Source organism: Butyrivibrio sp. AC2005 (assembly GCF_000424145.1).
Lineage (GTDB): Bacteria > Bacillota > Clostridia > Lachnospirales > Lachnospiraceae > Butyrivibrio.
Window position 1 is genome coordinate 1 of sequence record NZ_KE384140.1, and the last position, 13,348, is coordinate 13,348.

The 13,348-nt window shown below is 36.7% G+C and carries 11 protein-coding genes; all 11 read left to right on the forward strand.

The features are described 5' to 3' along the window. Positions 1-233 (forward strand): hypothetical protein (locus G602_RS31180; RefSeq protein WP_026658583.1); only part of this gene is annotated, 233 nt, incomplete at its 5' end. 291 nt (positions 234-524) lie between these two features. Then, the gene (locus tag G602_RS0122880; protein WP_026661116.1) at positions 525-1,691 is read left to right on the forward strand and encodes an acyltransferase family protein; all 1,167 of its coding nucleotides are present in this window, start codon (positions 525-527) and stop codon (positions 1,689-1,691) included. A 33-nt stretch (positions 1,692-1,724) separates the two neighbouring features. Further along, complete coding sequence (locus G602_RS0122885) at positions 1,725-3,941, forward strand: glycosyltransferase family 39 protein (protein WP_026661118.1); 2,217 nt, start codon at positions 1,725-1,727, stop codon at positions 3,939-3,941. 73 nt (positions 3,942-4,014) lie between these two features. After that, entirely contained in the window at positions 4,015-4,980 is a 966-nt protein-coding gene (locus G602_RS0122890; RefSeq protein WP_026661119.1) for a glycosyltransferase family 2 protein, read from the forward strand. Then, positions 4,973-5,974 (forward strand): NAD-dependent epimerase/dehydratase family protein, encoded by a 1,002-nt coding sequence (locus tag G602_RS0122895; protein ID WP_026661120.1) that lies wholly within the window; start codon positions 4,973-4,975, stop codon positions 5,972-5,974. The genes G602_RS0122890 and G602_RS0122895 overlap by 8 nt, the downstream gene beginning before the upstream one ends. Beyond that, the gene (locus tag G602_RS0122900; protein ID WP_026661121.1) at positions 5,971-7,029 is read left to right on the forward strand and encodes a hypothetical protein; all 1,059 of its coding nucleotides are present in this window, start codon (positions 5,971-5,973) and stop codon (positions 7,027-7,029) included. Before G602_RS0122895 ends, G602_RS0122900 begins: the two co-directional genes overlap by 4 nt. Beyond that, a complete protein-coding gene (locus tag G602_RS0122905; RefSeq protein WP_026661124.1) occupies positions 7,029-8,684 on the forward strand; it encodes a thiamine pyrophosphate-binding protein in 1,656 nt (551 codons plus the stop codon). Before G602_RS0122900 ends, G602_RS0122905 begins: the two co-directional genes overlap by 1 nt. A gap of 10 nt (positions 8,685-8,694) precedes the next feature. After that, positions 8,695-10,458 (forward strand): 1-deoxy-D-xylulose-5-phosphate synthase, encoded by a 1,764-nt coding sequence (locus tag G602_RS0122910; RefSeq protein ID WP_026661125.1) that lies wholly within the window; start codon positions 8,695-8,697, stop codon positions 10,456-10,458. 2 nt (positions 10,459-10,460) lie between these two features. Beyond that, positions 10,461-11,042: an NUDIX domain-containing protein gene (locus G602_RS29580; protein WP_049945437.1), complete on the forward strand. Its 582-nt coding sequence runs from the start codon at positions 10,461-10,463 to the stop codon at positions 11,040-11,042. A 22-nt stretch (positions 11,043-11,064) separates the two neighbouring features. Next, a complete protein-coding gene (rfbF, locus tag G602_RS0122920; RefSeq protein ID WP_026661126.1) occupies positions 11,065-11,832 on the forward strand; it encodes a glucose-1-phosphate cytidylyltransferase in 768 nt (255 codons plus the stop codon). A gap of 82 nt (positions 11,833-11,914) precedes the next feature. Next, entirely contained in the window at positions 11,915-13,249 is a 1,335-nt protein-coding gene (gene rfbH / locus G602_RS0122925) for a lipopolysaccharide biosynthesis protein RfbH (protein WP_026661127.1), read from the forward strand. The last annotated feature ends 99 nt before the right edge of the window (positions 13,250-13,348 follow it).

Genomic DNA, 13,348 nt, shown 5'->3' on the forward strand with positions numbered 1-13,348 from the left:
TTATCTGTGTGCTTGCCTATAGATTATGTACCCTGCTTCGCAAGGAACTTCATCAAAAAGGCATTGACTGCAGCATAGATCAGTGCCTTGAGTCTATGAATGCGATCAACAGGGTCACCACCTTCTATGGTGATATAGCAAAGCCCAAGAAGATAGAGGCGTTCATCGAAGGTGATGAACTGGCATCACGGATCGAAGAGGTCTACGGACTTCAGCAAAAATACTATAGTTAGGTATACGGCTTGACTTGCCTGAAACGCAGATGATTACTGCGTTTCGAGGCATTAGCCTTTTATAACTTGTAAACTTACGCTAGTACAAAAACAATGCTTATAGTTGTGGCATTGTTTTTTGTGCGTTATGATGACACTGAAGATTATTATGATAAACGTGAATGATATTTGTGATTTTGAAAAGTAATACATTATCACATAAATAATATTGTGAAATGGCTGAAATATAGTTTTGGGGTTCCTGGAATCTAGGATGAATGGGAATTTTTTGGTAGAAGTGAGGCGTGAGTAATGGCTGGCAGCAGTAAGGTAGAACAAACGATTAATAAAAAGATAGATTGGATTGACGTATATAGAGGTCTGGCAATAATTTTAGTAGTGGTAGGCCATGCAACAGGCAAATTTAATATGATTATTTATCAATTTCATATGGCAGCCTTCTTTATGATATCTGGGTATACCTCAAAATTAGAACAAAAATCATTTACAAGCGTTTTTATAGAGAAATTTTTTGCGTTGGTAGTTCCATATTTTGGGGTATCCTCAATAGGAATTATTTTTGTGAAAGTATTAGCTCGATTGGGATATTACGATAGACTTTTTCCGAAAGAATATTTGCTTGATATAAAGTCAATGTTTATATGTTTATTCCGGGGAGAATTATATGTTCAGTTTTTAGGGGCCATGTGGTTTTTGATTGCTTTGTTTGGGGCATTCATAGTACAAAAAATAGTTATTGATATTTTAAAGGTGTTCATAAAAAAGTATGTAATTATAAGAATGGCAATTTCTTTGTTGCTATATCTGGCAGCGTATTATTTTATTAGAAATGGGATTAGAATAAGGTTGCTATTTATAGATTTGGATTTTGTATTATTAGCACAGCTATTTATTTGTTTGGGTGATTGTTCCAGGAGGTTGGTGGCTGTTTGGGATCAGGCAGATAATCGCCGTATATTTTGTGCATTTATCTATTTATGCGTTGGCATTTACATATTATATTACTTTGGATTTGTTAAGTGGAATGGTATCGACTATCCAAGTAGATATTTTCATGAGCCATTTATAGATTTATTATGTCAGGTAAATGGATCAATTGTTTTATATTTCTTTTCAAGGATAATATGTAGTGTCTCAAAATTGATTAAAAACGCATTGATATATGTAGGGGGACATACCCAGGGAATTATTTTCTTTCACTTTCTGTTCTTTAAGTTTGTTTTTGTAATATTTAATTATCTGGGTATTATGTCAAATGAGGAGGTAATTGGAGCTGTACCGACTCAGGAGATAGGAAACAAATATTGGTTAATAATATCTGCAACATCAATAGTTGGTAGTTTGGTATTATTCTATTTTTTTAGCAAGGTACCGGTTCTAAGATTTTTGTCAGGGCTTTCAAGGAATAAGTATAAGGCCATTAGCGCTAAAGTCGAGAATTTGTTAGGTAAAAAATAGGATATGAAACTTAAATAGACATGTGAGGTAATAATGAAATCAGTTTTAAGATGTATTGTACTTAGTGCCGTATCAGCATGGATGCTTTTTTCTGCGTTGGATTTTGTGTTTTCAGCAGATGGGTTGAAAGATTATTGTATTGTAAATAATAGCTATTTTCCTTATATGGTAATTGAGTTAGGAATAGTAGTTTTATTTCTTCTGGTAGGGGCAATATGGAGTAATTTGGTAATACCTATATCTGTAATGATTGTCTTTTCATATGTATCTATTTTGTTTTTACCAATTGTATTTGCTATTTTATATGTGTTAATCACAATTATTGTTGGAGAGTCCATAAACAAGAGGGCTATCAAATTATGTGATAAGGGAAATCTTGAAGTGGATTTTCTTATTGGTGCTATGGTATTAACCATTGTCTATGCAGTAATGTCGATGTTCTCTATAGGAGGTTTGAAAAATCTCCGAATAGTGTTTGCTTTTTGTGCTGCATTGGCAATATGTGATAACTTTGGCCTCGTTAAAGAAAAATTAAATAAAGTTGGTAAGATTCTTTTGCAAATGCAATGTACTAGAAATAGGTACTTTGTTTTTTCGCTAATGGTGATTCCAATAATAATACAAATTGGTAGATTAAATAGCTCTATAGATTATGATTCTGCATGGTATGGGCTTAGAGCTCCATATATTTTAGATAATATTAGTGGTATATATGATAAAATTCCGTTTACTGCTGTTGTGTACACATACTCTAAGGGATTTGAAACGTATTCACTTCCATTGTCAAGCACTGATTGTTACGCATTTGTTCCAGCTTTAAATGTGATTTTTACCGTTATGATAATCAGAACAGTATATTCCTTTTGTAAAGAGTTTGTATCAGAAAAAAAATCACTTTTTGCAGCCATAATGGTTTCAATAGTTCCGGGGATTATGAATATGTCAACTACTGCTAAGAGTGATACTATGACGCTGATGATACAACTCTTTTTAATGTATTTTTTTGTCTTATATCTAAGCAGTAGTGATTTTAGGTTTTTGGGGATGACATTTGCTGCGTATATTTACGCACAAACTTTGAAGCCAACTTCTGCTGTGTTTTCAACACTTATCTTGCTTAGTGTTTTTTATTGTTTGTTACTTGATAAGAAGAATAGAGTAAGGATTAACAATATAGGGATTGTTAGTATACTGTTGGCGTTGACAGATTTGGTTTTTATATGGGCGAGAACATATATATTAACAGGTGTTCCTGAGACGCAAGTATGGGGGGGTATATTTAGAAAGATTGGATTTCTTGATAAATATCCTTTTTCTGTGATAGGGATAAGTTCTCAACCGTTAAGTAGTATATTTAGCATCAGCCAATTGAAAATACTGCTTTTAAATTTATATGATTTTTTAATTGATCCTCGGACAGAGAGTGCAATGATAGGGCATATACATGTGGCATGGGGGAGTACGTTTATTACAGGAATAATAATTGTGCTTATTCCTTGTATTGTGTATCATTTGTTCAGTGCAAGAAAACGGCAGCTTAAGGAAAGGTTTATTATTTGTGTTTTTATTTTGCAGTTATGTGCATTTATAGGAATAATAATGCTAAGAAATTGGCTTGACGGGAATTATTTTATGCTCTTATATGCTTGTGCGATTATTGCAGCGGTAGTAGTAATTAGAGTAGAGAAGAAAAAAGAACGTCAGGTGTTTGGGTTCTGGTTTGGATGCTTTTATCTGTGCAATATTCTTTTGCTGTTAATAACAAATTGGTCAATGAGTATAAGGTTTACAGAACCGGATTTCCTGAATAAGGGCTATTATAATCATCTTGCAGAATTTGAGCAATTTATGAGAGATTCATATAAGTGCGATAGGTTATATAGTGAAATGGCGTCAGATATTCATAATAAAGTTTTTGCTGTGGGAGATCATATTTCAGGAGCCAGAATACCTTGTGTGGTGGAGGGGGACTTAGATATAGGAGCTTATGGTAACCGACAACTTGCAACAAATGGGGAATTTCACAAATATATAGAGTTTGGAGAATTTGATTACATATTTGTATTTTCTAACAGGCTAAGCTATGAGGATGCTTGGTATGATAGCATTATTGAACTTTTTGACGCCAGAATGATTTCGAGTGTGGAGGAAGAGAATGGGAATATTCTACTTCGGGTTGGAGAGGCTGACACTGAACAGAGTGAATTATTGAAAAGTGAATTTGTAAGAAGTATAGGAAAGGATACTTGATCGAATGTTGGGTTAAGAAATGAAGATGATTAGAGTTGTTATGCTCACAAGATAAGTAGAAAGAGATTGGAATATGTCAAACAAGAAAATAATAAGTGTTGTTGTACCAACATATAATGAAATTGAAAATGCAGTTCCTGTGGCAAATGCAATTATAGATGAGATTACAACTAATTTGCCGGAATATGAATATGAATTGTTGTTTATTGACAACAACTCTAATGATGGAACTCGTGATGCTATAAGGCAGTTATGCGCAGAAAATAAGAATATAAAAGCTATTTTTAATTTGAAGAACTTTGGACCGGACAATTCGCCTTACTATGGTATGCTACAAGCTACAGGTGATTGTGTGATTTTATTCACCGCTGATTTTCAGGATCCTTTAGAAATGATTCATAAGATGGTCAGAGAGTGGGAAAAGGGCTATAAAGTTATTACTGCCATAAAGAAATCCAGCCAGGAAAGTCCTATAATGAGATTCTTTAGGTCAATATACTATAAGGCTATCAGACAGATTTCAAATACAGATATTATTGAACATTTTACGGGATTTGGTCTATATGATAGATCATTTATGGATGTATTAAGGACTCTTGATGATCCTATTCCTTTTTTGAGAGGAATAGTAGCAGAGTTTAGTGAGAATAGGCTGGAGATGCCGTATGAGCAATTGAAGAGACGTGCAGGCAAAAGCCATATTAAATTCTTCGCTTTGTATGATATTGCAATGAGAAGCATTACTTCTTATACAAAAATTGGATTAAGATTAGCTACTTTTGTAGGGTTTATAACAGCTATTTTGTCTTTTATAGTGGCAATTATTTATTTTGTTTATAAGCTTACTCACTGGAATACATTTAGTGCCGGTATGGCGCCTGTGACAATAGGAATGTTTTTCCTCGGGGCGGTGCAATTAGCGTTTCTTGGATTGCTGGGTGAGTATGTAATGAGCATTAATCTAAGAATTATGAACAGGCCCATCGTTATAGAATCAGAACGTATTAATTTCGATAAGAAGGAAGAATCAGATGTTTAAGGATAAGCGGGTTCTTGTAATAGGAGCAAGTGGACTCATTGGTAGTAATTTGGTTGAGGAATTACTAAAGCAACAGGCAAATGTAGTTGCAATGGGAAGGAATAAGAATAAGCTGGAAGAAGTATTTTCATGCTGTGGAAATAAAGAGCGGCTTTCTTATTGCGAGGGTAATATTGTTTTAGGATTAGATTCTGAGCTTGGTTATTTTGATTATGTTTTTCAGGCTGCAAGTCCTATTTCCGGAGCAGAGATAAAGGCATGTCCAATAGATACGATTGATGCAAATCTTCAAGGAGTTCGTAATTGCCTGGATTATATTAAGTTTATGCGAGATAAAACAGGAAAAAGTGGAAGACTAATAGTTTTTTCTTCTGCAACTGTCTATGGAAATGCTGATAATAATACCATAAGCTTTAAGGAAGACAATACAAACAATGGTGAGAATCTTTCTGCACCGGCTATTGCGTATTCTGAATCAAAAAGAATGATAGAAGTGATTGCCGGGGCTTATGTAAAGCAATATGATTTGGATGTTTGTATAATAAGACCTAGTTATGTCTACGGATATACTTATAATATGCCTAATACTGCTTTTTATGAATTTATTAAAAAGGCACTTAATGGAGAGAATATAGTTATTAATGCTGATAAGATGTCTAAAAGGGATAATATTTATGTAAAGGATGCTGTCAGTGGAATAATTAAGGTCGCCGTTAGTGGAGCAAAAGGTGAAGCATATAATATCTCAACTAATGGAGAAGGTAATAATTATTTGTCTGCATGTGAGATGGCAGAGATTATTAAAGAGTGTGTATGTACCGAACTTGATAAAAATATTTCGGTTATTTATTCAAAACAAAAATGTGAAAGTACACCGGGAGTTTTGCTGAACAATGATAAGCTAAAGAATCTTGGATGGGATATGAAAACAGATGCCCAAACCGGGATATATGAGACCGTAAAAGAGTATTATGAAAATGAGGTTTTTACATGAGCTTTGCAAGAAATTTTGACGAGATAAAAGTATTAGATTGTACACTACGTGATGGTGGATTTGCTTTAGAGGATGCGGATAAGAATGGTATTAAAACGGAAGTGTTTTCTGATATCCAAAGAGATATAATAGCTAAACATCTGGTAAAAACTGGAGCCGAGATTATTGAGGTTGGGGCAATAGAGGTATCTGATAAATCAAAAAAAGGGTTTGGGATTTATCAGACTATAGAGGATATTTCAGATGTTCTGCCACAGAAGAATGATGAAAATCAGTTATATGCAGCGTTTTATCGTGGCCCGGATATACCTATGGACAGTATACCTGATTGGAAACCCGGAATGATAGATGCTCCCAGAGTTTGCATTAGATATTCTGAAATAGAGAAGTCGTTGGATTTTTGTGAAGGGTTGTGCAGAAAAGGATATAAGGTTTTTATCCAGCCAATGGTTACTGTAAGATATACTGAGGACCAGTTGGATATGCTTATTGACCGTGCAAACAAGATGGGGGCATACGCTCTTTATTTTGTGGACAGTTACGGCTATATGACTTCAAAGGATATAAGCTACTATTTCAAGAAATTTGATTCCGGATTGGATAAAGATATTAGGATAGGCTTTCATGCACATAATAACATGGAAATGGCATTTTCTAATGTTATGCATTTTGTCAACAATAGAGGAGACAGAAGAGTAATAATTGATTCCTGTGCAACCGGAATGGGACAGGGGACAGGTAATGTTCAGTCTGAAGTGGTTATGAATTATTTAAATCATGAATTTGATAAAAACTATGATTTAAATGAGATGTTTGAAGTGTGCGATATTGTAAATCAGTTTAACATAGATCAGCTTTGGGGGTATTCTGTTGCCAGATTTATTCCGGCTATTAATAAAACAGCTTATAAATATGCTATGGCATTAAAGAATAATTATGGATTGAACTTGTCTGAAATACAGAATGTTCTTTCGAAGATGCCTGAAGATTTGAGATATAGGTATACACCTGATAATACTAAAGAGCTGCTTGAAAGGGTTAAAGGGAATAACTAATGACAGGTGCAGAGTATATTGTAGATGTGATTACTCAAATGGGGACTACTGATGTCTTTGGAATACCCGGTGCTGTAATATTGGATTTTTTGTATGCTTGCGAGAGTCATCCTGAGATAGAGCCCCATCTTAACTATCATGAACAAATGTCTTCGTATGCTGCTATAGGTTATGCAGAGGCTTCAGGTAATCTTGGAGTAGCATATTCTACGAGAGGCCCCGGAGTAGCAAATATGATAACTGCTATAACTGAAGCATATTTTGAATCAGTAGCAGTTCTTTTTTTAACAGCTCATACTAGTCATGGTAAGTCAAAGCAAAGGTTTTTGACAGATCAGGAAGTGGATTTTACTGAGTCATTAAAACCATTCTGCAAGCTATCTAAGCGAATCGATACAGTGAGTGAATTAAAAGAAGTGCTTCCGGAGGCATGTAAATTGGCAGTTTCCGGTCGCAGAGGTCCTGTTTTTATTGATATAGACACAAAACTGTTTAAGCAGGAGGTGGAGAAAGACTTTATTGAGCTTGATAGCGCCAAAGAGATTACAAGTAAGCTACAGGTGATTGCTGAGAAACTGAAATTGGCAAAACGGCCAATCATACTTGTCGGAGATGGGGTAAGAAATGCGAATGCATATAACGAAATAGAACAATTTGCGATCAATAATGATTTGCCTATTCTTTCCAGCAGAGGAGCTCAGGATATTTTTGCTAAAAGCAGGTGGTACTATGGATATATTGGTAGCCATGGTATTCGTTATAGCAATTTTATTCTTTCAAAGGCAGACTTGATTATTAGTTTAGGGAATAGACTTTCGTTTCCTATGGCCTCAAAAAGCTATAAGAGTATATATGAAAACGCGGTAATAATCCGTATTGACACGGATGAATATGAGTTGGAAAGAGATATTCCTAATAGCATACCTATTCATGCGGATATACATGATGTTAAGCATGAGATAAAATGTATTGACGTAATAAAAAATGAAGATTGGATTAAATGCTGTAATACATTAAAGGAACAGCTAAAAGAGGAAGATATAGCAGAAAATGCCAGCATAATAGCTGATTTTTTGAAGCAAATTGATGAGGATGTTTCATTTGTTTCTGATGTGGGGAATAATGAATTCTGGGTTTCTCGTGCATATGAATTTATTCATCCGAATACATCGTTGTTTTTCTCTAAATCTTACGGAACTCTGGGAGTAGGAATTGGAAAGGCAATTGGTGTTTACTATGCTTCACATAGACCGGTTATATGTTTCGTGGGAGATCAGGGATTCCAGTATAATAGTCAGGAAATGCAATTTATATCTCATTGGCAGCTTCCGATTACAATAGTTGTTTTAAATAATAATTGTTCGGCCATGATTCGTGATAAGGAATTGCAGAAGTATGATCATGCCATTCATACGACTAAGGAGACAGGCTATTCAACCCCTAAATTTTCGCTTTTGGCTGATGCATATGGGGTGAAATATATGGAGTTGAATTTAGGTGATAAGGTAAGGTGTGATTTTCACGAGCCTATGCTCATCGAAATGCGTCTGAATCCTGATGAAAGATTGGTACCATCATTACCTATAGGTAAATCTTGCCAGGATATGTATCCTGAACTGGATAGAGAAAAGTACAGTAAACTAAACAATTTATAGAGGAAAAGTCATGTATATTGAGAAAATTAACAATCCAAATGATTTAAAAAAACTCTCTGCCGAGGAGTGTAAGGAGCTTGCTTCCGAAATAAGAGGGCTTCTTTTGGATAGAGCAAGTAAGATTGGCGGACATGTAGGTTCTAACCTGGGAATGGTTGAGGCTACTATAGCGCTTCATTATGTTTTTAATTCTCCTGTGGATAAGTTTGTATTTGATGTATCGCATCAATCCTATACACATAAAATCCTTACAGGGAGAAAATATGGCTTTTTAGATTCTGACAGATATTCGGAAATAAGCGGATATACAAATCCGGACGAAAGTGAGCATGATCTGTTTCAGGTTGGTCATACTGCAACTTCTATAAGTTTGGCTAGCGGACTTGCAAAAGCAAGAGATATTCGTGGGACAAAAGAGAATATTATTGCAGTAATTGGAGATGGCTCCATGAGTGGTGGAGAAGCTCTTGAGGGACTGGATTTTTCTGCATCTGAATTAAAGAGTAATTTTATAGTTCTTTTTAACGACAATGGAATGTCTATAGCAGATAACCATGGCGGAATATATAAGAATTTTGCAGACCTTAAGGTGGGAAAAGGCAGCGCTGCTGATAATATGTTCAAGGCCTTAGGATATGAGTATATTTTTGTAGATGATGGTAATGATGTGGAGAAAATGATTAGTGTATTTCAGAAAGTTAAGGATACAGATCATCCTGTTGTTATCCATATGGCTACAACAAAGGGAAAAGGGTATGAACCTGCTGAGCATGATAAGGAAGCCTGGCATTGGAGAAGACCTTTTGATTTGGAGACAGGTGAACTTAAGAGTGATTTTAATGGCGAGCGCTATGACAGAGTGATGCGTGATCATTTGCTTGAAAAGATGGCAGAAGATCCGGAGGTCGTTACGATGATTGCAGCTGTGCCTGATTCTTTGAATTTTACTTCAGAACACAGAAAGAAAGCCGGTAAACAGTTTGTTGACGTAGGAATAGCAGAGGAACATGCTGTAGCAATGGCAGCCGGGCTTGCAAGGAATGGATGTAAGCCGGTTTTTGCAACAATGTCTACATTCTTCCAAAGAACTTACGATCAGATATCACAGGAATTGTGCATTAATAATTGTCCTGCGACACTTTTGGTTATAAATGCATCAGTATACTCGGTTAATGATGTAACACATATTGGCATTTTTGATATTCCGATGATGTCCAATATCCCTAATCTTGTATATTTGGCGCCAACAAATAAGCAGGAATATCTTGCTATGGTGGACTGGAGTATTGATCAAAAGGAGCATCCGGTTGCAATCAGAGCTCCAAGAAATGGAGTTTTTTATGCTGATGGTGAGGTTGATAAGGACTATAGTAGTTTAAACAAGTATAAGATTACAAAGAATGGCGAAAAAATAGCTGTATTAGCATTAGGCGATTTTTACCAGATGGGAGAGGAATTAGTTGCTTCGATGGCAGAATCGTTCGGTATTTCTGCTACTTTGGTTAATCCCAGATATATTACCGGTGTTGACTCAGAACTCCTCTCGGAAATTGAGAAAAATCACGATCTGGTTATAACATTAGAAGATGGTGTTGTTGATGGTGGTTGGGGACAGAAAATCGCAAGCTTTTATGGCACCAGTGATATAAAAGTGATGAATTATGGCTTGAAAAAAGAGTTTATCGATAGATACAATCTTAATGAAGTAATGGAGAAAAATCATCTTTGTGTAGATTTGATTGTAGAAGATATTAAAAATCTTAGAATGTTTTGAGTATGAACAATAATGCTAAAGTGGGTTCAATTGATTACTTGGTATCAGAGCTTAATAATAGAATGATAAGTGAGGGAATTGACCCTAGAAAAGGATTGCCTGAATCTTTATTTTTACTGACTGCTTCATTAACGCCAATACCGAATGTGGATCTTTTTGTAACTGATTCTAACAAAAGGTTTTTGCTTAGTTGGAGAGATGACAAATATTACGGATGTGGCTGGCATATCCCCGGTGGGTGCATACGAATGCTGGAAACATTTGAAGAACGTGTGCAGAAGACTGCTATTGAGGAACTGGGCACAAGCGTTATATGTGATAATAATCCGGTCTTAACCGTTGAATCCCTTACTGTGAAGGATAGATTTGCGGAGAATACTAATTTGCAGAGAACGCATAATATTTGTATGCTATTTGAGTGTAAATTACCGGAGGGATATTCTATAGATGGCTTTAATGCTGGAAAAACAGAAAAAGATCAAGGGTATTTGCGGTGGTTCGATTATTTGCCGGAAGATTTTTTGGATGTGCAGGTGCCATTATATAAGGAGTTTATAGAGAGGTGGCTTGAAAGCCAATATTGAATTTTAGTAAGGGAGAAACGAAGTGAAAGTTGTAATTTTAGCAGGTGGTTTTGGAACCAGAATTTCAGAGGAATCACAGTATAAGCCCAAGCCGATGATTGAGCTTGGTGAGCAGCCTATTCTCTGGCATATCATGAAATATTATTCATCATATGGATATGATGAGTTCATAATTCTGGCCGGTTATAAACAGTATGTAATTAAGGAATATTTTGCAGATTACTTTTTACATAATTCTGACATTACATTTGATCTGGCAACTAACAAGATGACTGTCCACAACAATAATTCAGAAAAGTGGAAGGTTACTATTGTTGACACAGGTCTTCATACAATGACCGGCGGTCGTGTGAAGAGGGTTCAGGAGTATATCGGAAATGAGCCGTTCATGCTGACATATGGTGATGGTGTGTGTGACGTAGATTTGGATGCTCTTAAAAAGTATCATGAAGAGCATGGAAAAATTGCTACCATAACTATGGCAAGTATCGCTCAGCAGAAGGGCGTCCTGGATGTCAGCAAGGGTGTAATCAAGTCATTCCGTGAGAAGGATGACATGGATGGAGCGCTTATTAACGGCGGTTTCATGGTCCTTAATCCTGAGATATTTGATTATCTTGAAGGAGATAAGACTATTCTGGAGAAGGAGCCTATGAGAAAGCTTGCAGCTGAAGGTCAGCTCATGGGATTTAGGCACGATGGTTTCTGGCAGTGCATGGATACTCAACGTGAAAAACAGAAGCTTGAGGAGCTGTGGGAGAGCGGCCAGGCACCTTGGAAGAGATGGTAAAGAGTGACTTTTATTTTATAATGTGTTATAAAGAAGGTCTGATTAAAAACAAATTTGATTTTTAATTGAAAAGGAGATTTATATGGCTACTCAGGAAGAAGCAAAGAAGCAGATACTGGACTTGGTGGCAGATTACGCCAGGAATTTTCATAATCAGAATAAGGAGTTCAAGGAGGGCGACCGCATCTCATACGCATCACGTGTGTATGATGAGAAGGAGATGGTAAACCTCGTAGACAGTGCGCTTGAGTTCTGGCTTACATCAGGAAGATATACAGATGAGTTTGAGGCTAAGCTTGCAAAGTATTTGGGAGTAAAGTTCTGCTCACTTGTTAATTCAGGTTCATCAGCTAACCTTGTGGCATTTATGACACTTACTTCACCTCTTCTTGGTGAGAGAAGGGTTAAGCGCGGTGATGAGGTCATCACTGTGGCAGCAGGTTTCCCTACAACAGTTACACCTATCATTCAGTATGGTGCAGTTCCGGTGTTCGTTGATGTAACTATTCCGGGATACAATATCGATGTTAATGAGCTTGAGAAGGCTCTGTCAGATAAGACCAAGGCAGTAATGATTGCACATACTCTTGGTAACCCGTTTGATCTTAAGGGCGTAAAGGAGTTCTGCGATAAGCATAATCTCTGGCTTGTTGAGGATAACTGTGATGCTCTTGGCAGTCAGTATGAGATTGATGGAGTTAAGAAATTCACTGGTACTATTGGTGATATTGGAACCAGCAGCTTCTATCCTCCGCATCATATGACAATGGGTGAGGGCGGTGCTGTTTACACAGATGATGCTCTCCTTAACAAGATCGCAAGATCATTTAGAGACTGGGGACGTGACTGTGTATGTCCTTCAGGCTGCGACAATCTCTGCGGTCATCGTTTTGATAAGCAGTATGGTGAGCTTCCTCTTGGCTATGATCATAAATATGTATATTCTCACTTTGGATATAACCTTAAGGCTACTGATCTTCAGGCTTCAATCGGTTGTGCACAGCTTGATAAGTTCCCGTCATTTGTTGAGCGTAGAAAATATAACTTTAAGTTCCTTAAGGATCTGCTCATTAAGGGTGGCGCTGAGGAGAAGCTTATTCTTCCGGTTGCTACCGAGAATTCAGATCCCAGCTGGTTTGGCTTCATCATGACCTGTAAGGACGGAGTAGATCGTAATAAGGTTGTTGATTATGTTGAGAGCCATGGCATTCAGACCCGTATGCTCTTTGCCGGTAACCTTACCAAGCACCCTTGCTTCGATGAGATGCGCGCAAGCGGTGAGGGCTACAGAGTAGTAGGCAATCTTGAGAACACAGACCGTATCATGATGAACAGCTTCTGGGTTGGCGTTTATCCCGGAATGACAGACGAGAAGCTGGAATATATGGCGAAGATAATTTTAGAAGCGATACAATAAAGCCTTCCCTATGGAGGAATGGTAAAGTAGTTAGGGTCCCTTGGGGGAATAGCAATAATAAAGCCTTCCCCTTTCTAAGGGGAAGGTGTCAGCGAAGCT